Origin of the sequence: uncultured Campylobacter sp. (genome assembly GCF_937973075.1) — a bacterium.
GTDB lineage: Bacteria > Campylobacterota > Campylobacteria > Campylobacterales > Campylobacteraceae > Campylobacter_B.
Genome location: NZ_CALBWL010000026.1, coordinates 96,326 through 121,315 on the forward strand (window position 1 = coordinate 96,326; position 24,990 = coordinate 121,315).

Annotated in this window: 20 protein-coding genes; 15 read left to right on the top strand and 5 right to left on the bottom strand. The window is 49.0% G+C overall.

Going from position 1 to position 24,990, the window contains the following annotated elements:
* The first annotated feature begins 1 nt into the window (after nucleotide 1).
* The 12 genes from Q0274_RS03395 to Q0274_RS03450 all read left to right on the top strand — a co-directional run bounded on the left by Q0274_RS03395 (nucleotide 2) and on the right by Q0274_RS03450 (nucleotide 14,062).
* Nucleotides 2-829, top strand: a complete 828-nt coding sequence (locus tag Q0274_RS03395) for a hypothetical protein (protein ID WP_298027675.1) — start codon at nucleotides 2-4, stop codon at nucleotides 827-829.
* A complete protein-coding gene (locus Q0274_RS03400) occupies nucleotides 826-2,016 on the top strand; it encodes a hypothetical protein (RefSeq protein WP_298027677.1) in 1,191 nt (396 codons plus the stop codon). The genes Q0274_RS03395 and Q0274_RS03400 overlap by 4 nt, the downstream gene beginning before the upstream one ends.
* A gap of 9 nt (nucleotides 2,017-2,025) precedes the next feature.
* Complete coding sequence (locus tag Q0274_RS03405; RefSeq protein WP_298027679.1) at nucleotides 2,026-2,655, top strand: NAD(P)H-dependent oxidoreductase; 630 nt, start codon at nucleotides 2,026-2,028, stop codon at nucleotides 2,653-2,655.
* Nucleotides 2,656-2,848: 193 nt separating this feature from the next.
* On the top strand, nucleotides 2,849-4,222 hold the full coding sequence (gene argH / locus Q0274_RS03410; RefSeq protein WP_298027726.1) for an argininosuccinate lyase: 1,374 nt from the start codon (nucleotides 2,849-2,851) through the stop codon (nucleotides 4,220-4,222).
* Between the two features lie 472 nt (nucleotides 4,223-4,694).
* Nucleotides 4,695-5,327: a uroporphyrinogen-III synthase gene (locus Q0274_RS03415; RefSeq protein ID WP_298027681.1), complete on the top strand. Its 633-nt coding sequence runs from the start codon at nucleotides 4,695-4,697 to the stop codon at nucleotides 5,325-5,327.
* A 243-nt stretch (nucleotides 5,328-5,570) separates the two neighbouring features.
* Nucleotides 5,571-6,827, top strand: coding sequence for a phosphoribosylamine--glycine ligase (gene purD, locus Q0274_RS03420; protein ID WP_298027683.1), 1,257 nt, complete (start codon nucleotides 5,571-5,573; stop codon nucleotides 6,825-6,827).
* Nucleotides 6,824-7,261, top strand: a complete 438-nt coding sequence (locus Q0274_RS03425) for an RDD family protein (protein ID WP_298027684.1) — start codon at nucleotides 6,824-6,826, stop codon at nucleotides 7,259-7,261. The genes purD and Q0274_RS03425 overlap by 4 nt, the downstream gene beginning before the upstream one ends.
* Nucleotides 7,248-9,506 carry an LPS-assembly protein LptD gene (locus Q0274_RS03430; protein ID WP_298027686.1) on the top strand — a complete coding sequence of 753 codons (2,259 nt, stop codon included), beginning with the start codon at nucleotides 7,248-7,250 and terminating at the stop codon, nucleotides 9,504-9,506. Before Q0274_RS03425 ends, Q0274_RS03430 begins: the two co-directional genes overlap by 14 nt.
* The gene (locus tag Q0274_RS03435) at nucleotides 9,506-10,225 is read left to right on the top strand and encodes a phosphoribosyltransferase family protein (RefSeq protein ID WP_005871536.1); all 720 of its coding nucleotides are present in this window, start codon (nucleotides 9,506-9,508) and stop codon (nucleotides 10,223-10,225) included. Before Q0274_RS03430 ends, Q0274_RS03435 begins: the two co-directional genes overlap by 1 nt.
* Nucleotides 10,209-12,323: a polyribonucleotide nucleotidyltransferase gene (locus Q0274_RS03440; protein ID WP_298027687.1), complete on the top strand. Its 2,115-nt coding sequence runs from the start codon at nucleotides 10,209-10,211 to the stop codon at nucleotides 12,321-12,323. Before Q0274_RS03435 ends, Q0274_RS03440 begins: the two co-directional genes overlap by 17 nt.
* A 20-nt stretch (nucleotides 12,324-12,343) precedes the next feature.
* Nucleotides 12,344-13,198 carry a universal stress protein gene (locus Q0274_RS03445; RefSeq protein ID WP_298027689.1) on the top strand — a complete coding sequence of 285 codons (855 nt, stop codon included), beginning with the start codon at nucleotides 12,344-12,346 and terminating at the stop codon, nucleotides 13,196-13,198.
* A 399-nt stretch (nucleotides 13,199-13,597) separates the two neighbouring features.
* On the top strand, nucleotides 13,598-14,062 hold the full coding sequence (locus Q0274_RS03450; protein ID WP_298027690.1) for a hypothetical protein: 465 nt from the start codon (nucleotides 13,598-13,600) through the stop codon (nucleotides 14,060-14,062).
* A gap of 594 nt (nucleotides 14,063-14,656) precedes the next feature.
* Here Q0274_RS03450 and Q0274_RS03455 read toward each other — a convergent pair.
* From Q0274_RS03455 to dcd, 4 genes are all read right to left on the bottom strand, one after another.
* A complete protein-coding gene (locus Q0274_RS03455) occupies nucleotides 14,657-15,796 on the bottom strand; it encodes a cation:proton antiporter (RefSeq protein WP_298027692.1) in 1,140 nt (379 codons plus the stop codon).
* 105 nt (nucleotides 15,797-15,901) lie between these two features.
* Complete coding sequence (locus Q0274_RS03460; protein ID WP_298027694.1) at nucleotides 15,902-17,077, bottom strand: metallophosphoesterase family protein; 1,176 nt, start codon at nucleotides 17,075-17,077, stop codon at nucleotides 15,902-15,904.
* Nucleotides 17,074-19,305, bottom strand: a complete 2,232-nt coding sequence (topA, locus tag Q0274_RS03465) for a type I DNA topoisomerase (protein ID WP_298027696.1) — start codon at nucleotides 19,303-19,305, stop codon at nucleotides 17,074-17,076. Before topA ends, Q0274_RS03460 begins: the two co-directional genes overlap by 4 nt.
* Before the next feature lie 3 nt (nucleotides 19,306-19,308).
* Entirely contained in the window at nucleotides 19,309-19,872 is a 564-nt protein-coding gene (gene dcd, locus Q0274_RS03470; protein ID WP_005871523.1) for a dCTP deaminase, read from the bottom strand.
* Between the two features lie 174 nt (nucleotides 19,873-20,046).
* Here dcd and Q0274_RS03475 point away from each other — a divergent pair, with 174 nt between their 5' ends.
* The 3 genes from Q0274_RS03475 to Q0274_RS03485 all read left to right on the top strand — a co-directional run bounded on the left by Q0274_RS03475 (nucleotide 20,047) and on the right by Q0274_RS03485 (nucleotide 23,259).
* A complete protein-coding gene (locus tag Q0274_RS03475) occupies nucleotides 20,047-21,045 on the top strand; it encodes a type II asparaginase (RefSeq protein WP_298027728.1) in 999 nt (332 codons plus the stop codon).
* Nucleotides 21,046-21,466: 421 nt separating this feature from the next.
* Entirely contained in the window at nucleotides 21,467-21,925 is a 459-nt protein-coding gene (gene accB, locus Q0274_RS03480) for an acetyl-CoA carboxylase biotin carboxyl carrier protein (protein WP_298027698.1), read from the top strand.
* On the top strand, nucleotides 21,922-23,259 hold the full coding sequence (locus Q0274_RS03485; protein WP_298027700.1) for an acetyl-CoA carboxylase biotin carboxylase subunit: 1,338 nt from the start codon (nucleotides 21,922-21,924) through the stop codon (nucleotides 23,257-23,259). Before accB ends, Q0274_RS03485 begins: the two co-directional genes overlap by 4 nt.
* A gap of 559 nt (nucleotides 23,260-23,818) precedes the next feature.
* Here the strand turns inward: Q0274_RS03485 and Q0274_RS03490 are convergent.
* Nucleotides 23,819-24,820, bottom strand: coding sequence for a hypothetical protein (locus tag Q0274_RS03490; RefSeq protein ID WP_298027702.1), 1,002 nt, complete (start codon nucleotides 24,818-24,820; stop codon nucleotides 23,819-23,821).
* Between the last annotated feature and the right edge of the window lie 170 nt (nucleotides 24,821-24,990).

Genomic DNA, 24,990 nt, shown 5'->3' on the forward strand with positions numbered 1-24,990 from the left:
AATGTTTTTTAAAAAGAAGTCCAAACGGGGCTTAAAAGGCGGCGCGCAGCGCACCTATGCGGACGGAGCGGATTATACGGACACGCAAGGCGGATATTCAGACGCAGACTTTGACGAGGACGATTTTTTTGACGATGATGAATTTTATAGCGATGAAAATTTTGGCGGAGGCTTTAGCGCGGTAGGGGCTGGCTTCCGCCAAAATCGTAGCGGCGCTTCGCGCAGTATAGACGAAACAGGCTCTGCCTCTGATGCCGGAGGCGGCGGCTCTAATTTAAGTGCTAAAAGCTCCGCTGCAAGCGGAAACTACGAAGGCAGCGCGCAAGCAGACGCGGGTTTTTACGGCTCAGAATTTATTGGAGGCGGCGATTTAAAGAATGCAGAATTATACGCGAAAGAAAACCACTTCCCAAACGACGCGGATTTTGCGGCTCAAAGTGCAGACTACAGCTCTCAAGGCACGGGCTTTGCGGCACAAGATATAAATCCTGCCACGCAAGGATTTTCTTTTACACCGCAAAACGCAGATCCTGCCGCTAAAAAAGCTTTAAAGAAGCGTAAAAATTTAAAAGAACGGCTGAATTTTATCAATCCGTTTTCGCCGCTTAAACAGATTTTTGCAGCTCTTGCACTGATCGTCTGCGTTGTTTTTGCAGGCATCTTTGTGGGTGACGTGCTATTTGGCAAGCGATCGTTTGAAGTGCTGCGCCAGCTGCAAAAAGAAAAGGCGTTTTTATTCACCGACGTCGAGCGGCTAAAAGAGGAAAACGCTGAGCTGCAAAAGCTTTATTTAGAGCGTCGCTCGCTCGATCCGGACCTTAAAAAATGAGAAAAATTTTTTTGCTAATTTTGGGTCTCTGTGCTTTTTTAAACGCAGAGAATTTAAATAGCGCAAATTCAAACGCTACGAAACCTAGCATCGTCGCGGTAAAAGAGCAAAATTCTACCGATTCGGCGATTAAAGAGCCAAAAACAGGTGCACAAAGCCCAAACGCTAAAAAGCAAGCTGTAATGAAACCTGAAACATCTAAAAGCCCTACCGCAGCAATGCAAAAAAGCGCCGCAGAAGCAAATTCTAGCGTCAAAGTAAGCGTCGCCAAAAAAGCCGTGAGCGTACAGCTCTCGCAGACCGAAAAAAAAGCTCCTGCGCCCAAAGCGGGCATCGGTGCTCCTTCACAGGTTATAAAAACGGAACGAAACTCTTCTGCGCAGCATTCAGCTGCGACGCTTCCGCCTCCTGATGAGTTACCGATCGTGCCAGAAGTAAGCGAGTTAAATTCTACAATGGTGCAAAATTTTAAGGCGGCACAGAATTCTACAGCGCAAAATTCTACGGTGCAAAACTCCACTATGCAACAAAACGCGCAATCTGCTTCGCAAAATTCCAATCCGGCGCAAAGCTCCGCCGCCACGCTACAAAATACGCCCGCGCCTAAAAATTTTACGCAGCAAACCTTTGCGCTTCCTTCAGACGCTCTTACGATCGAAAGCCTGATCGTGCGATATAGGGACGACGACGGGGTCCTGCACGAAAAGATCGTTGATATCAATCGCTCGATTGATTGGCACGATGACTTCGTGCTAAGTGCTAGCGCCAAACCCGCGCTACATAGGGCACTGGACGTCTCGGTTACTTCGACTGATCCAAATTTACAAAAGCAGGTCTCGCAAAGTGGTATCACACCTAGCTTCGCGCCGCGCCTGGAGCTGCCGTTAGAGACGCTTAAATTTGATGACGGACTAAAATTTGTCATCCGCAAAGACAGCGTGCAGCTCATCACCGCAGACGATTTCAAAAGCTCCGACGCAAATGCTTCGGGCGCGCTTGAAGCGGAGTTTTGGCGCCAAGAGATCCCGCTTAGCGGCGCGAGCTTTGCTGTAAATATCGGCGGCTTTAGCGACATCAACGTCACCAAAGAGGATGGCTACTACCGCATCGGCGTGCGCTCGCATGAGGGCAACCTCAGCATCAGACGCAAAGATGGCGGGTATTTAATCTACAAAAATTCTAATTAAGGAGAGACTATGACACATTTAGAGATTATGAAATTTCGCCACGCGTGCAAAATTTTTGACGAGAATAAAAAGATCGGTAAAGCCGATTTTGACGCTATTTTGCAGGCAGGCATCTTAGCACCTAGTTCTACGGGGCTAGAGCAATGGGACTTTTTGGTTGTGCAAAACAAGGCGCTGCGCGAGCAGATCCGCGAAAAATCGTGGAATCAGCCGCAGATCACCTCTTGCTCACATCTGGTCGTGATTTTAGCAAAGATCAAGGACATAAAGCTAGGAAGTGATTATATCGAGCGAATGATTACACGCAGAAAAGACGAAGCGCCCAAATATATCGGCGACAGGCATAAATTTTATCAAGATTTTTTAAGCGGTTATTTTCACAACGACGATGAGGAGCTATTTAATTGGTCGCACGCGCAGTGCATGTTCGCAGCACTTGCGATGATGAACGAGGCTGCAAGCCGCGGCATCGACAGCTGCCCTATGGAGGGCTTTGATCGCGCAGCACTCGGAGAGATTTTGAATCTAAAATGGAATGAGCGCCGCGTGGCGCTGCTCGTGCCTTTCGGCTACCGCGTAAATCCGCAGCCGCAAAAGATCCGCCGCAGCATGGATGACGTAGTAAAGTGGATCGAATAAGCTGGCAAGCGCTTTTGAAGCGCTAAGCTTGAGGCGCAATAAATTCCAAAGTCTAGTGCAAAAACGTGGCACGCGAGTTTTTTAGGAATTTACCGCGCTTTAGCCTTTTTTCTCGCCCGCAAATCTTGTGCGGCGAGATTTAAAATTTTATAAAATCACCCAAAATTTAAACGAAGGAGCGAGCGTGAAAAAAATGTGGGAGGGGCGCTTTAGCGAGGCGAGTTCGGCGCTTTTGGAGGAGTTTAACGCCTCGATCGGCTTTGATAGGGCGCTTTGGCAGGAGGATATCGCAGGCAGCAAGGCGCACGCTCGGATGCTCGGCGCCTGCGGGATTTTAAAGCAGGGCGAGAGCGAAAAGATCGCCGCGGGGCTTGATGCCGTATTTGAAGAGATAAAAAGCGGTAAATTTGAGTTTAAAACCGCCGACGAGGACATCCACATGGCGGTCGAAAAGCGCCTAAGCGAGCTCATCGGAAGCGATCTTGGCGGAAGGCTGCACACCGCGCGCAGCAGAAACGATCAGGTCGCGCTTGATTTTCGCCTATACGTGCTTAAAAGCGGTGCCGCGATCGCCGAAAAAATCCGCGAGCTAGTAGAGGCTCTGCGAGATATAGCTAGCGAGCACGCGGACACGCTGATGCCCGGCTATACGCACCTTCAGCACGCCCAGCCCGTGAGCCTTGCCTATCATTTGCTAGCTTACGCGTTTATGTTTCGCCGCGACTACGAGCGCTTTGCCAGCTCGCGCGAGCGAAATAATCTCTGTCCGCTAGGCTCCGCCGCGCTTGCGGGCACGCCGCATCCGATAAACCGCGAGCTGGCCGCGCAGCAGCTCGGCTTTGCGGGAGTGACGCCAAATGCGATGGACAGCGTCAGCGATCGCGATTTTGCGCTGGAGATCTTGTTTAACGTAAGCTTGCTGATGACGCATGCGTCGCGCCTGTGCGAGGAGCTCATTTTGTGGAGCTCGCAGGAGTTCGGATTCGTCACGATCAGCGACGCGTATAGCACGGGCAGCTCGATCATGCCGCAGAAGAAAAACCCCGACGTCGCCGAGCTAATACGGGGCAAAACGGGGCGCGTAAACGGCAATCTCGTCGCGCTGCTAACGGTGATGAAGGGCTTGCCGCTAGCCTACAACAAAGACATGCAGGAGGATAAGGAGGGCGTTTTTGACAGCGTCGCCACCGCGCTTGCGAGCCTTGAAATTTTAAAACAGATGCTAAAAACGGCTAAATTTAACGAGCAAAATATGCTAGCGATGACGAAGCACGGGCACCTCACGGCGACAGATCTGGCCGATTATCTCGTGCGGGAGAAAAACGTACCGTTTCGCCAGGCGCACTTCATCACGGGCAAGGCCGTGGCGTATGCGGAAAATTTGGGTTTGGATCTTAGCGAGCTAAACGCGCAGCAGCTTGCTAGCGTGGATGAAAGCTTGGACGCAGGCGCGGTTAAATTTCTTGATCTAAACGCTTCTAAGGAGGCGCGCAAGTCGCAAGGCGGCACGGCAAATGTGAGCGTGGCGGCACAGATTGAAATTTTAAACGAGTGGCTGAAAGGCTAAATTTAAAGGGCTAAGGCGGCGAAATTTTAAAATTTAGCGCTCGTAGTTTTGAAATTTCGTAGCCGCGGTTTTAAATTTTAAAATTTGGCGAGCTCGACGATCTGTACGGACACATACACGGGCTGGGCGGGATTAACAAGTGGTGGCGTGTTGGCTGTGTGCGGAACGGACTTTGTAACGAGATTTTGAAATTTCAGTCGCAGTCTGCGAAATAAAATTTTAAAAGCAGGGCTCGAACAAAGCGATGAATTTAAATTTGACGCTTCGCTTGCGAGATAAAATTTTAAAAAGCGTACCGCAGCTAAGCTGCCTAAACGCGACTGAAAAGCGGAGGGGCTTTACGCGCGGGTTTTAACCGGTGCCGAGGGCGGCGCAGAGCAGAATTGAATTTGAACTCAAAGATTAATTACGGCGGATCGGATTTTTTCGGGAGCGGAATTTAATCGAAGCAAATTTAAACATGGAGGGCGTTTTGATATATCTGGTGTCTAATACGAGATTTGAGCATCCGCAGGTGAGGCAGCTTGCGGTCTGCGAGATAAAATTTCTCAAATTTAGCCTGCCTGCGCAGATTGGCGCGCTAATTTTTACCTCCAAAAATGCGGTGGCGGCGATAAAATTTAATGAAATTTCGATTGATTTAGATATCCCCATTTACGCTATCGGCGAGCCGTGCGCTGCGGCTGCGCGCGAGTTTGGATTTCGCGATATTTTTGTGGCGCGGCACGGGCACGGAAATGAGTTTGCCGCCGAGATCGCGCCGCTCTTGCAGGGCAGAGACGCGCTGTATCTGCGTGCGCGCGAGACAGTATCGAAGCTGGAGCAAATTCTATCTAGCGCCGGCGTGCGGCTGCAAAGCGTGATCGCCTACGAAAATTCTATCCTCAGCCTCCCCGCCGCCGCAAAGCCGCCGCAAGGCAGTACGCTGATTTTTACCTCGCCTAAAAACGTGCGCGGCTTTACCGAAAATTTCGGCTGGGACGGGGGCTACAGGGCGGTCTGTATCGGTAGAACGACGGCGAGCGTTTTGAACGAGTTTTGCGAGCCGATAATCTGCGAAAGAATGTCAATAAAATCCTGCGTCGATCTGGCGCTTTTGCCATAGTTTAAGCAAATTTTGACTATAATTTTGCCCAAGCCTGGGTGAAGCGAGAGCGTTTTATATGAGGGTTCAACATATTTGTATAAGCGACGACGTGAGAGGTCCGTGTGACGCGGCTCGGCTCGAGCTTTTTTTAAAGTTACGGGTTGCGACCTAGAGATTTTTCCTAGTTGCAAGATTGGCTTTGTTTGAGCCGATTCTTTTTACGCAACGCTCACTTGGGTTTTTTACGTTACGGAGGCTTCATTGAATATCCTAATAATCGGCGGCGGCGGTAGAGAATACGCGATCGGGCTAAGACTTCGCGAGGATAAAAACGTTTTAAATCTGTATTTTGCTCCGGGAAACGGCGCTACAAAGGCGCTCGGTAAAAATTTAGATTTAAAAGATTTTGATGAACTTGCGCTCTTTGCGAAAAACAACGACATAGCTCTTACTATCGTGGGCGCCGAAGAGCCGCTTACAAAAGGTATCGTGGATATTTTCAAAGCGCAAGGCCTCGCGATATTCGGTCCCAGCGCCGCTGCGGCGAAGCTTGAGGGCTCTAAAGCCTATATGAAGGACTTTCTGGCGCGAAATCATATCAAAACCGCAAAATTTCTAAGCAGCGACGATCTATCCGAAATTTCAAAATTTATCGATACCCTAGACGGCCGCGTCGTGGTCAAAGCGGACGGCTTGTGTGCGGGCAAAGGCGTCATAATCGCAAATTCCAAAGATGAAGCTAAAAAAGCCGCCGCGGATATGCTAAGCGGCGAAAGCTTCGGCGAAGCAGGCAAGCGCGTTGTCGTGGAGGAGTTTTTAGAGGGCTTCGAGCTGAGCTTTTTTGCGATCTGCGACGGGGAAAATTTCGTAAGCTTGCCCGTAGCGCAGGATCACAAAAAGCTTCTTGACGGCGATCTGGGCCCGAACACCGGCGGCATGGGAGCTTATGCGCCAAGCCCGCTAGCGGATGCCGCGCTGATAAAAAGAGTGCAGAGCGAGATCGTCGCACCCACGCTAAAAGGGATGCAGCAGCAGGGCGCGCCCTTTTGCGGCGTGCTATTCGTGGGGCTTATGATCGTGGGCGGCGAGCCTTACGTGTTGGAGTACAACGTGCGCTTCGGAGATCCGGAGTGCGAGGTTTTGATGCCGCTAATTGGCGGAAATTTGAGCGAAATTTTATACAACGCCGCCGTAGGTAAGCTAAGCAGCATAAGTTTAAAAGAGCGATTTGCGGTGGGCGTCGTGATGGCTAGCGAGCGCTACCCTTACGGCTCTTCGCAGCCTGCATTGATCAAGGCCGGCGAAATTCCCGCCGGCGCGCATATCTGCTATGCAGGCGTGAGCGAGCGGGACGGGCAAATTTACGCTAGCGGCGGGCGCGTTTTGGTAAGCGTGGGCGTCGCACAGAGCCTAAAGCAGGCGCGCGACGCGGCTTACGCGCTGTGCAAAAATATAAAATTTAGCGGCGCGCAGTATAGGTGCGATATCGCGCACCAAGCCTTAAGAGATAAAATTTGATCGTCGCTCCGCTTAGCAGGCGCGTAATCGCGTTTAGTATCGACGAAGCGGTGAGCGTAACGCTTTTTGTGGTCGTGCTATTTGCTATCGACGAGCCAGAGCTTGTTGCGGCGGCGCAGAGCGGAAGCAATCTTGAGGTACAAAAGATCGCGTCGAAATTCATTTTGCATTACGTGATAATAAAATTTTTATATCAGGCGATTTTCGTCTATCTATACGGCGCGACGCTAGGCAAGCTTGCGGTTAAAATTTATTGCGTCCGCGCTGACGGCAGCTCTATGGATATCGCTACTGCAGCGATCCGCGCGGCGGTTAGGTTGATAAGCGAGATGATCTTTTATATGGGATTTTTGGTGGCGCTTTTTACGAACTCGCGTCAGAGCCTGCATGATATGGCGGCGAAAACATTGGTGGTAGAGATTGAAAAAGAGTAAAAAATTTAAAATTCTAGCGCTTAGTTTTAGCGCTCTTTTAGCAAGTAGTGCGAGCGCAAAGGTCCAAGACGTCGAGCTTATAGCAGATAATGTCGAGAAAAACGGCTTTTTGACGGAAGCGAGCGGCAACGTAACGGTGTATTCGCAGGACTACTTTATCACCGCCGATCGCGCTACATACGACGAGCAAAACGGCATCATCGAGCTTTTCGGCAATGTCAATGCAATGCGCGGCAGCAGTGAAACTACGCGTGCGCAGCATGTCAAAATCGATCTGAAAAACGATAAGCAGCAAGCCGACGTAAATTTTATGATGGACAAGGACTCCGAGCTTTGGATGCAAAACGACGCCAGCTGCAGCGACAGCGAGTATTACCGCGTGGAGGGCTCCAGCGTATCTAGCTGCAATGTCACCGATCCCGATTGGCGCATCAAATTTAGTAGCGGCATGCTCAATAAAGAGAGCAAATTCCTCCATCTTTTTAATCCGAGATTTTATGTGGGTGACGTGCCGGTGCTCTATCTGCCGTATTTCGGCTTCCCGACTGATCGCACGCGCCGCACGGGCTTGCTGCCTCCAGAGGCTGGCTACATTAGCAAGGAAGGAATTTATTACAAGCAGCCGATCTATTTTGCGCCTTACGACAGCTGGGATTTTCAGCTCGATCCGCAGGTGCGCACGCGCAGGGGCTTTGGCGTATACGGCACCTTTCGCTTCACGGAATCCCCGTACTCTTACGGAGAGATTAAAGGTGGAGTTTTTGATAACTTCTCACGGGCGCAAAAGCGGCTCGAATACAAAAACGAGCGCCACCACGGATTTGAAGTGCAATACGATCGCAGCAAGCTTGCGACCTATCTGCTAGACGGCGATCTACGCGAAAATTTATGGATCGATTTTACTCAGCTAAACGACCTTGAATACTACGATCTGAAGGAAAAGGGAGGTCTTGGCAACGATGCGGATAATTCGCTCGTAACTTCACGGCTGAATTATTATTTGACCTCAGACGAGCACTATTTTGGCGCTTACGGACGCTACTACATCGATACAAGCAAGCTAAACGCCGATAATACTTTCCGCAACGAAGATACCGTCCAAGAGCTTCCGACGCTTCAATATCATAAATTTAGCAATGATTTGGGACTGCCAAATTTGATCTATTCGCTTGATGCAAAAGCGCGTAATTACACCAGATGGGAGGGCGCGACTGCTCGCCAATACGAGTTTGACGTGCCGATCAGTATAAGCACACCGCTACTGGCGGATTATTTAAATTTCGCCTTTACCGAGCGAGTGTATATGACCAATATCGATTGGCACGATAAATTCTACTACGCAAACGGAGATCTTGGCGAGGATAAAAGCACTTTCTACGCTAATCAATACACCGAGCTTTCGCTCTACACCGACGTAGCCAGGGCTTACGATAGCTTGTATCATACGATGAGCTGGAGAGCGGATTTTAGAATTCCAAGCTGGCAGCAAGGCGACATCGAGGATAGAATTTTAAAGTATCATCAGTATAAATACGACCTTGCTCGCGGCGCAGTAGATCGCTCGCGGCTAGGTAACTTGCAAGACTCGCTTTATTGGGAGGATAACTTCTTAAGTGAGCTTAGTGACGAATACACCCACGAAAATGCAGCTTTAAGTATGACGCAGTTTTTCTATAATGAAGACGGACGTAAATTTTTACGCCATAGCGTCAAGCAGCGATATGACTTCGACGATCATGAGTTCGACGATTTAGAACACCGCATCGATGCGTATTTTGCAAATGGATTAAATATCGGAAACCGCTTTACCTACTCGCATAAATATAAAAGCTTCGATAAGGTCTATACCTACGCCAACTACTCCAACGAAGACTTTAGCTTTGGACTTAGTCACGCTTACGAATACGAAAAGCTAAGCATGGAGCCTAAACGCTATACGAAAGATAACTACGGCATCGTAAACGCTTCGGTAAATTTACCTAGGAATAATAAAATTTTTGGGCGTTGGGATTACGACTTGGAGCGATCTTATTCTAAAATGTGGCGCGTGGGGTTTTCTCATACGCGCAAGTGTTGGAATTACTCTTTTGTGTATCAAGAGGATATCGAGCCTAAAAATACCAGTACAACGGGCTATAGCAAAGCAAGCAAGGAGCGCGGAATTTACTTTCTCGTAAATTTCTATCCGTTTGGCGGAGTAGGGTATGATTTTTCAGTAGATAGTGAATACGGAAGCGAAAAATAATGACGCCTAGAGCCGAGCTGATGTTTGAAAACCAAATCGACGCCGCGATGAAACTCGCAGAAATTTTACCCGCTACCGTGATCAAAAACGAAAATTTTCTAATAATCGCTCAATCCCTGGAGTCGCTTCCTATCGCAAACCATCTTGCTCTAAAGCTGGGGCTTGCTTATGAGTTTTTATTCACAGAGCCCGTTTTGGCGCCTAATAATCCTGAATGCGCGATCGCGTGCGTAAGCGAGACCCAAGAGATCGTGATGGTAGATGAGCTCGTGCGAAGCTTCGGCATCAGCCTGGATTATGTTTACGGACAGGCGAACAGACTTTATGAGGAGAAAATTTTAAAAAACATGTATAAATTTCGCAAGGGCGAGCTTTTGGGAAATTTAGAGAAAAAAAACGTCATCTTGGTAGATGAGGGGTGTGAGAGCGGGCTGACCGCACTTACTTGCATAAAGACGCTCGTAAGCTTAAACGCCAAAGCGATCTTTTACGCCACGCCCGTTATCGGCAGCGATAATGCGGACGAGATCGCCATGCTAGTAGATGGAATTTACGCCGTTCACAAGATCAGAGATTTCGTGAACGTGGATTTTTATTATAAAGAAAAAACGCTCTCAAGCGCGGAGGAGATAATGCAAATTTTAAACAAATGCCCGCTTTATCTGCCGTTTCACGAGACCAACAAAAATAAGGAGAAAATTAATGCAGTGCAAAATTGAAGTAAATGGCAATACCGAAATTTTCGATATCAATAAGGTCGCAAAGCAAGCCGCGGGTGCGGCGCTTTTGCGTGTGAAAAATACCGTCGTGCTAGCTACCGTAGCGCGCGAAGAGACGCAGGTGCAGGAGGACTTTTTACCCCTTACCGTGCAATATGTCGAAAAGATGTACGCAGCAGGCAGAATCCCCGGAGGCTACATCAAGCGCGAGACCAAGCCGGGCGATTTTGAGACGCTAACGAGCCGCATCATAGACCGCTCGCTGCGCCCGCTCTTTCCAAAAGGCTATGCATATCCGACGCAGATCGTAGTTTACGTGCTATCTGCAGATCCAGAGGTTGATCTGCAAGTCGTCGCTCTTAATGCGGCGTCTGCGGCGCTATATCTTAGCGACATCCCGATTAAAGCGCCCGTTTGCGGCGTGCGCATAGGCTATCAAAACGGAAGCTTCATCTTAAATCCGAGCAACTCCGCGCTTAAAGCTAGCGCGCTCGATCTTTACGTAGCGGGCGTCGGCGATGAGCTTTTGATGATCGAGATGCGCTCCCTGCCGCAGATTAGAGGCGGTGCGCAACAGATGAATGAATTTAGCGAAGATATGATGGTAGATGCGATCGATTTTGCCGCAAAAGCGATAAGCGCGGGCTCGGGCGCCTACGAAGAGGCTTTTCTACCGCTTAAAAAGCCGGATGCGAGCCTAGAGTACAAGCCTGAGATCGAGGATGAGGAGATCGCAAGCTTCATCGACGCAAACTACAAAGACGCCGTCAAAGCGGCGATCAATCAGATGGCAAAGAGCGAGCGCGCTACCGAACTAAACAAAATCGTAGATCAAATTTTAACTACCGAGGTCGCGGCGCAAAACGAGTGGAGCAAAGAGGTGATCTCTAGCGTCATCGGCAAGTATAAGCGCGGCATCATCCGCACGCAGATCATCGAGGATCACCGCAGAGCCGACGGACGCGCGCTTGATGAGGTGCGCCCGATCAGTATCGAGACAAATATCCTACCGTGCGCGCATGGAAGCTGCCTATTTACGCGCGGGCAGACGCAGGCTTTAGTCGTCACTACACTAGGCGGCGATAGCGACGCGCAGCTAAGTGACAGCCTAACGCAGCTCGAGCCGATCAGCGATAGATTTATGTTTAACTACAACTTCCCGGGCTTTTGCGTCGGCGAAGCAAGCTCGCTCAAAAGCCCAGGCAGACGCGAGTTGGGACATGGAAATTTAGCCAAAAGAGCGCTATATCCGAGTATAGATCTAAACTCACCGCAGTCCATCCGCGTAGTGAGCGAAATTTTAGAGAGCAACGGCTCAAGCTCGATGGCTTCGGTCTGCGGCGGCGCACTTTCTCTCCGAGCAGCGGGCGTACCTACGCTAAAGCTAGTTGCGGGCGTCGCGATGGGCTTGATTTTTGAGGGCGAAAAACACGCCGTGCTAACCGACATAATGGGGCTTGAGGATCACGACGGCGATATGGATTTCAAGGTCGCGGGCACTTATGAGGGTATCACCGCGCTTCAGATGGATATCAAGCTCGGCGGCATTAGCTTAGAGGTTTTAAAAGAAGCTCTAGCGCAGGCAAAGCAGGCTCGCGCGCATATTTTGGGCCTTATGGAGCAGGCGGATGCGGCGATCGTTATAAACGAGGATGTGCTTCCGAAGCTTGAAATTTTTAGCGTCGAGGCGAGCAAAATCCCCGACATCATCGGTCAGGGCGGCAAGGTCATCAAAGAGATCACCGAAAGCTTCGGCGTAAATATCGATCTGGATCGCGAAAAGGGTGAGGTCAAGATCCAAGGCGCCAAAGCTAGCGGCGTATCGGGCGCAAAAGAGAAAATTTTATCGATAGTTTCAAATTCTCGCGATTTTCGCAAGCCGCGCGGTGAACGCAAAGAGGTAAAATTTCAGATCGGCGAGGAGTTTGACGGTGTGGTGCAAAGCGTACTGGATTTCGGCACTTTCATCTCACTACGAGACGGCGTGGACGGATTGCTGCGCGCTAAATTTATCACGACGCCTTACAAGGCGGGCGACGTGGTGCGAGTGCGCGTGACTGATCAGAAAGGCACTAAAATTTCACTGGAATTAGCTTAAAATTTTAATAGGAGTATGAGATGCAGCTTAAAAAGATTTTTTTCCCTATCGGCGGCGGCGAGGAGCTGGCAGAGCGCATACACGGAGCGTTGCTAGTGAATAAATTTTTCGGCACGCACATCAACATAATGGCGTGCCAGCTCGATCCTAAGATGATCTACAACGTCCGCATGACGCTAAAAGGCGGCGTGCTGATGGAGGAATTTTTAAAATCCGCGGGCGATGAGATGAGGGCTGAGCGCGAGGAGATCAGAGCGATCTTCGACGCCGAATGCGCTAAGCTGGGCTTAGATCAAAACGACGACGATCATGTCCCAAATAGCGCCGCTTTGAGACATATGGTGGGCATCCGCTCCGAGCTGGTCGAGAAATACTCCAAATATTGCGATTTGGTGCTGGTCTCCGTGCCGCCTACGGGCTCTATCACGGGTACGTTTGAGGCTGCGGTTACCAAAAGCGGCAAGCCTTGCATCGTCATACCGCGCAAGCTGCAGGAGTTTAGGGCGGATAAGATTTTAGTTTCGCTTACTGGCACTGCGGCGTCTGCAAGGGCGCTCGATAATTGGCTAGAGCTTTTACAGCGCGCCAAATCTATTACCGTTATTACCGCAAATCACTACCTTCAGGATGATCTTGCCGAAACTAAGCGCCGCATAAGCGATTATCTAGCCTTGCATGACGTTAAAATTGATGTTTTTGAGGCGTTAAACGCCGAGGGTAAGATCCCGGGACAGGTGCTACTAGAGTATGCAGACGCGGGCGATTTCGATCTAATCGTTGCAGGCTTACACTCAGATAGCGGCATCAAGGAGATATTCTTAGGCGGCGCGTCGAAATACTTCCTACAAAAGACCAAAATTCCGGTATTAATGTAGCAAAGCCTAGAAGCCGTGTCGCGGTACGCTGCTCGCACCGCGTCTAGGCTTAAATCGGCTTTTAAGCGCCGCAAGCTAAAGTTTAAATTTAATCGGCTCGCTTTGGTTTTGTTAGCTCGCCCGCAGATCGTACAGTTATGCTTCTTGCGGATGGGTTGCGATTAATTTTATCGCTAGCTTTGCTAACGAGCCGCATTTGCTTTGCTACGGCTAGAGGGAGCAAGTATATCCGCGGCGAGCGAGGGTTAGCAGTCGCGGCAATCTCGCCGGTCTATCTTTAAGCGCGGCGAATTTAGAATTTCTATGCTTGCCGTTTTCGGCTGCGTCGCGAAATTTTGCATAAAATTTGCACTTGAAATTTCCGCTTGCACGCTAAATTTTAAATTCCAAGGAGCGTAGATGGCATTTGAAAATGCAATCATCACTAAAGAGGATGATAAAAAGTATGGATTGAGTGAAATATTTTATAAATATAATCCGCCGTATAAAGAATTTATTAACAAACGAAAATGGACTATTGACAAAAGTAGAAATTGTTGGATGTGGTGTCTTTATAACTTTCCTAGTAATGAGTTTGATCATGCTCTTAGTACAGAGACTATTTGGATTCTATATTATAATAATGAATTACTAGAGGTAATTATGGATTATGAAATTATTATAAACAGAACTTCAAAACCAGAAAAATTTCATAGAATCTGGAAACTCCTAGATTTAAAACCAAATCATACGCAAAGTCTTAATAAGCAAGATATTTTGCATTTACTAAAAGAAATTTTAGAGGTATATAGAGATCGTGATTTGTTCGAAGAGGAGCCGAACTACACTATGGAGCTCCAAGACCTAACCGATCGTAAAATCTAAAATTATTAAAATTTCTTGAGGAGGAGAGAGCGGCATTTGAAAATGCGATCATCACCAAAGAGGATGATGAAAAGTACGGATTGAGCGGAATTTATTACAAATATAATCCATACTATGAGACTTTTATTAATGAGCTTGGTTGGACTATTGATCGAGATGCGGGTTGTTGGCTATGGAAAATTTATAGTTTTCCTGATCCAGATTATGACCATGGCACTGATTCTAAAGGAATTTGGATTTTATATTATAATAATGAAGTTATTGAAGTCACTATTATGATATCGACGAAGCATTGAGACCCGAAGAATTCCATAGAATTTGGAAACTGCTTAATCTAAATCCAAAGCAAACATCTCTTTTGTCGGCAAGCGATATAATTAAGCTGTTGAATGTAATATTAAAAGCGTATGGTTATTCTACTCGGGAACAAATCCCAAACTACACTATGGAGCTCCAAGACCTAACCGATTGAGCCGCAAAATAGAGCTTTAAATTTAACTCCATCTTAATCCTGCATAAAACCAAATTTTATAAAATTCTAGAATTTCGCAGAATTTTAAAATTCTATAATTTCAAAATTTTAAAATTCCCGCCCTAAAATTTCTTGTAAATCAAATTTATCAAAATCATCGATGCAAGCGCCTCTATGAGCGAGGCGATGATCATCGCGAAGTATGTCTCTTGCGAGATCGCGGCGGTAGAGTAAAAAAGCGTCGCCGTGGCGATCACTAGCGTCAGAGGCATAGAAAGCGATAGCGCGAAAAGCGCCGCGCCTTTGCGCCCTAAGGTGTTTAAAAACGTAGTGCTCGCAACTAGCCTGATGCCAAACATCAGCGCCGCTAGGCTTGCGGCAAAGCTCATCACTCCGGGCATAAGGAGCGCTTCTAGCTTGATCACCGCTCCAGTGTGTATGAAAAATATCGGCACCAAAAAGCCGAAGCCGAACGACGAAAGCTTTTCGATGAGGTCGTCCTTGTGCGAGAAAAAGGTCGGCAGAAAGGTGCCTGCGATGAAGGCGCCGATGACGACCTCAAGCCCCAAAAGCATCACCCCCGCGCAGATGAGGCAAAACAGCGCCATCGCAAATCGCACGTCCTTTTCGTTTTTGTCGTATTTGGGCATGATGACCGTTTTTAGCGCGGGGAACCACCAAAATAGAATTTCAAGCCCTTTAAAAACCGCTAGCGCGGCGACCGAAAAGCCCAAAAGCGCGCCGATGTGAAGCGCCATCTCCACGCCGAAGCCGTTTTTAAGGTAGATGCCGCCCACCGTAAGGGCGGCGATGCTGATGAGCTCGCCGATCACGCCCGCGGGCATCGCGAGATTGAGCCACGCTTGATCCTTGCCGTATTCTTTATATAGCGCCGAAAGCAGTCCGACGCTCATCAGAGGTGCTGCGATGATAAGCATCTGCGGCAGTTCAAACATCCAAACCGCAAGCGCGCTTAGGATATAAAGCAGCGCCAAAAAGATTAGGATCAGCCGCAAAATTTTGCGCGGCATCGCAAGCAGCGCGCGGAAATCCACCTCGCAGCCCGCCAAAAACATAAGGTAGCAAAAGCCGATCTGCGCGGCTAGATCGAAGGTCGCGCTTGGCGGCAAAAGCCCTAAATTTGCGGCTATGATGCCAAGCATGATCTCCATGGGCGAGAGCGGAATTCGTGCAAGGCTAGCCAAAAAGGGCGAAGCAAAGATCAAAAACGATAGCGCGATTAGGACGTAAATTTCATTCATACGCTTTGGCCTCGCACCCTTTTAGATTTTTCCCGCGCTGTTTTAGAATTTTTTCGCATCTTTCTAGCATTTTCTCTGGCTGCCCCAGCGGCTTTTCGTATCATTTTAAGACTTCCTTTCGGTCGCTTTATAGTTCTTTGCGCTGCGAGCGGAGACGAAATATGCGCAATTTTCGCTCTTGTACCACAACGCAGGCAAACCGAAAAGCCGCTTTTTGCGCCCGCAAATCTCGCCCGGATTTAGCACGAGCGCGCCGTTTTTATCCACCGCCGCGGCAAAATAGTGGGTGTGGTCGTAAATTTTGATAGTTGGAATTTTATCCGCGCCTCGCTCGCACAGGCCCCGATTTTTACTTTCGCCGCCTGCATTGAGCTCAGAATTCGCGGTCAAATTTGAACACGAGTTTGGTGCGGATAAATTTGCGCTTAGGCTCGGCGCCGTTAAATTTACTGCGCAATCGGTACTCGAGCTTACTTTAGAGTTCATATCTGGGCTCGTATTAGTGGCTAAATTTGCGCTTGCATTTGAGTTTAAATTTGCGTTCGGGCTTGAAGCGAGGTCTGCGTCCAGATTTAAGTCTAAATTTGCGTTTGAGTTCACATCCGCGCCCGCATTCAAGCCCAAGTTCACATTTGGACTTGCGGACGACCACCCGCTTTTTAAATTCGCACTCGCGCTACGTATGTTTTTAAAATTTACGTCTGCACCGCGCCCGCCATTTAAAATTTCATCATCTGCGCCATTAGAATTTGCGTCTAAATTTGCCGCGCAATCCGCCGCTTTATAATTTGAGATTAAAATTTCTCTGCGATCTGCTCTGCAGTTTGAGCCTAAATTCGTGCCGCAACTTACTTCGATGCTAAAGCTAGAATTTTTGACTAGGTCTGCGCCGAAATCCTTGCGAAAATTTGCCACGCGATCCGCACCCGCACCTAAATCCGCGTCTAAATTTAATCCGTCTGCTTCATTTTGCGCCGCGGACTCCTCGTCAAAGAGATAAAACGGATGGTGCATTATTTTTAGTCGCAGCCCGGCAAACTCCGTGCAGAAGGGCTCACTCCGTAGGTTAAACTGATTTTTAAACTCGGTAAGCGCTTCGTCGTTGTTCCCTAAAACCGCGAAATAGGGCTTGCCGCTTTGCCTCAAAAGCCGTAGCGTCTCGCTCGCGACGATGCCCTCTGCATGCACGAGCAGATCCGCTCCGCGCGCGAGCAGCCACTCTATGGCGCTTGCAGCGACCTCTGTTTCGCGATGAGAGTCCGAGATGACGCCTATTATCAATCGATCTCTTCTTTAAGCTTGCACTGCGGGCACTCGGCGAAGTTGCCTTTTTTCAGCTCTTTACGGAGCATGTATGAGTTGCCGCACTGCGGGCATGCGCGCGCAATCGGCGCGTAGTTGCTCACAAAGCCGCATTTAGGGTAGTTCGTGCAGCCGTAAAATTTGCCGCGTCTGGAGAAGCGCTCGACGATCTCGCCCGTGCCGCAGCTCGGGCACTTAACGCCGGTGGAGAGCAGCGGCTTTTTCTCCTTTGCCGCGCCCTCGATTTTGCGTGAATACTTGCACTTCGGATAGCCCTCGCAAGCGATAAACTCGCCGTATCTGCCCCTGCGCTTGATCAAATTTTTACCGCACTGTGGGCATTTCTCATCTAGCACTTCGGGCGCCGCCTTCTCCTCGCTCGCCCCCTCGGCGCTAGCGTCCGCGTTGCGGGAGTATTTGCATTTCGGATAGTTCGAGCAAGCGATGAACTCGCCGAATCTGCCCTGTCTTTTAAGTAGCTCGCCGCCGCAGTTCGGGCATGCTTCGCCGATCTTTTCGGCTAGCTTTTGGCTTGCGATCGAGGTTTTTCCTTTGGCGATCTCGTCCATAAAAGGGTAGTAAAAATCCGCTAAAATTTGCTGCCAGTCCGCTTTATTTTCGGCGATGTCGTCGAGCTTTTCTTCCATTTTTGAGGTAAACTCGCTATCGACGATGTTTTTAAAATTTTGCTCCAGCATCTCAGTGATCTTAAAGGCGATCTCGCTCGGCACCAGATGCTTTTGCTCGATATTTACGTAGTTGCGCGCAGTAAGCAGCGAGATGGTAGGCGCATAGGTCGAGGGCCTGCCGATGCCGAGGCTTTCGAGCTTTTTGATGAGGCTCGCTTCCGAATAGCGCGCCGGCGGCTCGGTAAAGTGCTGCTGCGAGCTTAGGCTTTGCAGGCTCATCGCGTCGCCCGCGCTAAGGCTCGGTAAAATTTTATCTTTATCCAGATCGCCGTAAGCCTTGTAAAAACCGTCAAATTCCACCTTGCGTCCGCTGATCTTAAACGTGCCCTCTTCGCCGCGCACGATGATCGTTTGGATCTGCGAGACGCTAGGGCTCATCTGCGAGGCTACGAAGCGGTTGTAGATGAGCTCGTAAAGGCGGTATTCGTCGCGAGGCAGGATTTTTTGCGCGAGCTCTGGGGTAAGCTTTAGATCGGTAGGACGTATCGCTTCGTGCGCTTCCTGCGCGCCTTTGCTTTTGGTGGCGTATAAATTCGGGCTTTTGGGCAGATACTTTTCGCCGAAGTGCTCTCCGATCAACTCGCGAGCCGCCGCAATCGCTTCTTTGGCGATATTTAGCGAGTCGGTTCGCATGTAGGTGATCGCGCCGCCGTTTTTGGTATTAACCCCCTCGTAAAGGCTCTGTGCGAGGCTCATCGTCTTGCGCGGATTAAAGCCCAGAGCCGTGCTCGCCGCCTGTTGTAGCGTCGAGGTCATAAACGGCGGGTAGGGGTTTGTCTTGCGCGACTTGCTCTCGATACTCTCTACGCTAAATCTGTCTTTTTGCAGCGTCAGGACGATCTCGCTAGCTTGCGCCGCGTTTTTGACCGAGAGCTTTTCCATCTTTTTGCCGCGAAATTCCACGAGCTCGGCTTCTAAATCCTTCTTAAAAACCGCGTCGATGCTGTGAAATTCTACCGGTTTAAAATTTAAAATTTCGCGCTCGCGATCGACGACAATCTTAAGCGCGGCGCTTTGGACGCGACCCGCGCTTAAGCCGCGCTGGATCTTTAAATTTAAAAGCGGGCTTAGTTTGTAGCCCACGATGCGATCGAGCAGGCGGCGCGCTTGTTGGGCGTTTACGCTTGCGATATTGAGCTTGCGCGGCGAGCTTAGCGCGTTTGAGATCGCGCTTTTGGTGATCTCGTGAAATACGATGCGCGGCAGATCTTCTGCCTGCTTGCCGATCGAAGCTGCGATGTGGTAGGCGATCGCCTCGCCCTCGCGGTCCTCGTCCGTCGCGAGATAAATTTGATCCGCCTTTTTGGCGAGCGTCTTTATCTGCTTTACGATCTGATCGTGATCGGCGCTGATTTCATATTCGGGCTCGAAGCTTTTATCTTTGATTTTAATGCCGAATTTTTTCTGCGGCAGATCGCGGATATGGCCTTTAGACGCGATTACGTCGTAATTGTCGCCTAAGAAATTTTTGATCGTTTTGGCTTTTGCGGGAGATTCTACGATGATTAAATTTTTCATTGTTTAATCCTTTAGAATTCTAGGCAACGTGATGCCCTTTTGGCTTTGGTATTTGCCCTTTTTATCGCAGTAGCTCACCTCGCACGGCTCATCTCCTTGCAAAAACAAAACCTGCGCGATGCCTTCGTTCGCGTAAATTTTTGCAGGCAGCGGCGTGGTGTTGGAAATTTCAATCGTGATGTGCCCCTCAAAACCGGGCTCAAAGGGCGTTACGTTTACGATGATGCCGCAGCGCGCGTAGGTGCTTTTGCCCAAACAGATCGCAAGCACGTCGCGCGGCATTTTGAAGTACTCGATAGTGCGCGCTAGAGCGAAGGAATTCGGTGGCACGATGCAGACGTCGCCTTCAAAATCCACGACGTTTTTTGCGTCGAAATTTTTAGGATCGACGACCGTTCCGCCGACGTTTGTAAAAATTTTAAATTCGCGCGCTACGCGTATGTCGTATCCGTAGCTGGAGAGTCCGTAGCTAACGACGCCGCGACCGATATTCTCCTCGCAAAAGGGCGCTATCATATCGTGCTGCTGCGACATCTGTCTGATCCATTTATCGCTTTTCAGTCCCATAAAATTTCCTTAAAATAATCAAAATTTTTCGCGCATTATAGCAGCAAAATAAAATATAATAAAAATTTTATGCTAGAATTTTGCTTAAATTATAAAAATTTTATCACTTTTTAAGGAGCAACTATGGGACTACTCAAGAAATTTGCGTTTATTACGTTTTTTATCGCGTCATCTTTGGCTGCTGCGAAGCCAAATATTTATATTTTAGCTACCGGCGGTACGATCGCGGGAAGCAGCGCAAGTGCCACGGAGGGCAACTATACCGCAGGCTCTAAGGGCGTAGAAGATATCTTAGCGGCAGTACCGCAGCTAGGGGATTTAGCTACGATTAAAAGCGAACAAATTTCAAATATCGGCTCGCAGGAGATGAACGATGAAATTTGGCTCAAGCTTGCAAACCGCGTAAGCGAGCTGCTTACTAAAAACGACGTCGACGGCGTCGTCATCGTGCACGGAACCGATACGATGGAGGAGACGGCGTATTTTTTAAGCTTGGTAGTAAAATCTAAAAAACCGATCGTGTTGGTAGGCGCGATGCGAAACGCAGACTCGATGAGTGCTGATGGACCGCTTAATCTATACAACGCCGTTGCCGTCGCGGCAGATAAAAACGCTCGCGAAAAGGGCGCTCTTGTAGTGATGAACGACGAGATCCACGCCGCGCGCGAGGTTACGAAAACAAATACTACTAACGTTGCGGCTTTTGCCTCGCCGAATTCCGGTAAAATCGGCACCGTAAATTATGGCGTCGTAAATTTCTATATGGCGCCGCTTCGCAAACACACCGTCGTAAGCGAATTTAATATCAAGGATATCAAGGCCTTGCCGCGCGTCGATATCATCTATGGACACGCGCAAGATAGCGGCGATTTGGTCGATGCAGCGGTGCAAAAGGGCGCTAAGGGCATTATTGTAGCGGGCGTAGGCAATGGAAATTTATATCCGGATATGCAGGCTGCGCTTGCAAAAGCTAGCGAAGCGGGCGTGATCGTCGTGCGCTCAAGCCGTACAGGCAGCGGCTCAACTAGCGTTAGCTCGGAGGTGGACGACGTAAAACTTGGCTTTCTAACCGCAGATAATCTAAATCCGCAAAAGGCGCGTGTGCTGCTGATGTTAGCCCTTAGCAAAACGAGCGATAAAGCGAAAATTCAGAGCTTTTTTGCGACACATTAACGCAGAAACCCCGCGCGGGTAGAATCTCGGCGCGGGAGTTTTAAAACAAAATTTCAGCGTGAAATTTTAAAGAAAAGCAAGGCGCAGGATTTTGATACGAGCCCGAAGGTGGAATTTTAAAGCAAAGCGCGGAATTTTTGCGCTCTGAGCTTGGGTGTAGAATTTCGATCGTAAAATTAAGTGCTAAATTTTAAAGAATTCAAAATCATTTCGCGCTCTTGCTGCAAAATTTCGTGTTTCGCTTGTGAAGTTTGAGCTTAAAATGAACGAGGCAAATTGCAGCCTATAAATCCTTAAAATCAGTCCGCAAATTTTGTCGTAAATTTCGCTTTGCACTTCTTAAAAGCCCTGCGAAAATCCATTTAAAGAAACAATTATAAAAATTTGGCTAAAATTTCGCAAATTTTTTCAGGAGAAATTTATGACAAAAGCAGAAATCAAAGAGTTAATGGATTTTTTCGGCGAGAAGCAAGGCATTAACGAGCTAAAAATTAAAGATAAAGATTTTGAGATCGAGATAAAAAAATATGGCCCATGCGGTGGTAGCACGCCTCAGCTCGCCGCACCGGCACCCGCTCCGCAACTTGCTGCGCCTTCGGTAAACGTGCTCGTGGGCGACAAGCCCGCCACAAAAGGCTCGATGGATACGATCGACAGCCCGATGGTGGGCACTTTTTATAAGGCGCCGAGCCCGGGCGCAACGGAGTTCGTAAGCGTAGGTCAGGTCGTACATAAAGGCGATACAATCGGTATAATCGAAGCGATGAAGATTATGAACGAGATCGAAGCGGAATTCGACTGCCGCATCAAAAAAGCTCTCGTTGAGGATGGCCAGCCCGTCGAATACGCTATGGCGCTGTTTGAGGTCGAGAAGCTATGAAGGAGCTTAAAAAAATTCTAATCGCAAATCGTGGTGAAATCGCCCTGCGCGCGCTTCGCACGATCCAAGAGATGGGCAAGCAAGCTATCGTCGTGCACTCTACCGCCGATCAGGACGCGCTTTACGTCAAATACGCCGACGCGTCGGTCTGCATAGGCGGACCGCGCAGCAGCGACAGCTACCTAAATATCCCCGCAATCATCACAGCTTGCGAGCTAACGGAAGCCGACGCGATATTTCCGGGATACGGCTTTTTGAGTGAAAGTCAAAATTTCGTCGAAATTTGCGCCAAGCACGGCATTAAATTTATCGGTCCAAGCGTCGAGGCGATGACCTTGATGAGCGATAAGAGCAAGGCTAAGCAAGTGATGATGCGCGCGGGCATCCCCGTAGTGCCTGGCAGCGACGGCGCGATTGCAAGTGTCGAAGAGGCACGCAAGCTAGCCGCCGAAATCGGCTATCCGGTCATCATCAAAGCCGCAGCCGGCGGCGGCGGGCGTGGAATGCGCGTGGTCGAGCGCGAAGAGGATATCGAAAAGCTATTTTGGTCGGCAGAGAGCGAAGCGATGAGTGCATTCGGCGACGGCACGATGTATATGGAAAAATATATCACAAATCCGCGCCACATCGAGGTTCAGGTCTTGGGCGACGAACACGGACACGTCGTGCATATCGGCGAGCGCGACTGCTCAATGCAGCGCCGCCACCAAAAGCTAATCGAAGAGAGCCCAGCCGTAATCTTGGATGAGCCGACGCGAAAAAGCCTGCACGAAACGGCGGTTCGCGCCGCTAAGGCGATCGGATACGCAAGCGCGGGAACGTTTGAGTTTTTATACGATAGCAAGGATAAGAAATTCTATTTCATCGAGATGAATACCCGTCTGCAGGTCGAACACACAGTAAGCGAGATGCGAAGCGGGCTCGATCTGATCGAGTGGATGATCCGCATCGCGCAGGGCGAGAAGCTGCTGCCTCAAAGCGAGATAAAATTTAGCGGACACGCGCTTGAGTGCCGCATCACCGCCGAGGACTCCAAAAGTTTTATGCCAAACCCGGGCAAAATTACAAAATACGTCGCTCCTGGCGGCAGAAACGTGCGTATGGATAGCCACGTCTATGAGGGCTACTCGGTGCCGCCTTACTACGACAGCATGATCGGCAAGCTCATCGTTTACGACAAGGACCGCGCGCGCGCGATCGCAAAAATGAAGGTCGCTCTAGATGAGCTCATCATCGGCGGCATAAAATCGACGCGCGATTTTCATCTTAGGATGATGAACAACCCCGATTTCGTGGATAATAACTACGACACAAATTACCTAGCCAAGCATTAAATTTAAAATTCCAAGGGATGAAATTCTCTTGGAATTTTAAAATTTATTTGAAATTCTGTATTCAAGATTCCGTTTGAAATTTTATATTTAAAAATCTACTTGAAATTTTGTTTTAAAATTTTATCGTGCCACGTTTTAAAATTTTGCTATTAAATTTGCCGCTAAATCTAGGTGAAGATGCGCTGTCGTCGCGCGTGTTTTTAAGGGCGAGATTGACGGCGGGGTTGGTAAATTTTACGTTCTTCGGCGGCTAAAATTTAGAATACGAGTCTTGGCTACCGCAAATACTTGTTTTCGTCTGCACCGATCTAGTTAAAATTTAATGCCATGCATGCACTCTATCACCTATTTCGGCAATCGGCTGCCAATGTACGTGAGTAAGCGGTATAAAATTTATCGCACGAGCCGCTCGCGTCCGTTTGGCGTAAATTTTATCGCGCTCGCCGTTGCGAGCGTGAAGTAGTATCGAGCTGCAAATTTTAAACTATCTCGCCGCACGCGCTAGAAGTGGTCATCTGCCTCGCGAGCAAAGCGCGCTAGGTCTTTAAACCGTCAAATTTCAAACTCCGAATTCCTCGTAAAATTTATTCAGATAATCGGCGTAGTAGAAGTTTTGATTTCTAGCGTCAAATTTACCCGCCAGTTCCAAAGCCGTTTTGTAGTCGCTTTCATCGCCGAACGCGCTAACGGCGATGAAAAATCGCAGGTCGTTTAGATCGTCGTTGCCGTCAAGGATCGCCGCGGAGTGCTTGCGAGCTAAGCTTAGCGCCGTCTCGCGCTCATCCAGCCTAACGGCGATCTCGATTAGCGGCGCGATCTGATTTACGACGCGAGGATTTGTCTCGATCGTCGCCGCGGCCTTGGGTAGCAGGGTTTTCGCCTCCTCTATCTTGCCTGTCTTTATCATGCTAAAAAGTATCGGCGCGTAGGTTATGTGCGGCACTTCGGAGCAGGTTAGCTCGCCTGAGAGCAATGGTTCGGCTAGCTCAAGCGCCGCTGCGTGCTCGCCGATAAAATTTAAATACGCGATCTCACCCGATGCCTCGCACGCCTCGCAGTCGCCCATGTCGTCTTTGGCGAGCTTTTTCCACAGCTCGTAGTTTGACTTTGCTTCTCTAGTATCGCCCATGTCGATGTTTTGATTCATCGAAGCCTTGTAGTAGGCCGCGAGCGAGAACTCCATGCGCTCGTAGTAAAACAGCATCGCCTCGTTCACCTCGTCTATGAGCTCCTTTTCGATTATAGAGCTTTTGGTGATGCCCGAGACGATCCATTTAAATTTCCACAGGCAGTCCACGAAGTCGCCAAAATTCGGGTATTCGCTTTCTTTTAAATTTTGCGCGATGTAGTCCGTGAGCCATAAGAGCGCTCTCGTTCTTAAAACCGCGCCGAATTTTTCAAATTCGTCGTTTAGCACAAAGTCGCAAATTTGCGCGGCAAATTCGAAATTTTCCGCTTCTACGGCGTCTCTTATCGCGCCAAACAGACACTCCTCCTTATCTATCACGCTTTTAAGCCCATTTAGCTTTTCATAAAGCCCCTCTAGCGAGTCCTGTTTCATTTTCGCTCCTCGTTAAATTTTGCGATAATTATATCCATTTAGTCTGAAGTTAAGCAGGCTTTCTGCGATTTTAAAGCCCAAAAGGCAAAATGAAATTTAAACGCTATTTTAACAGCTCTGCTCGCGTGCCGTTTTGGCGCCCTATTTGCCGCCGCGATAAGTAAATTTCA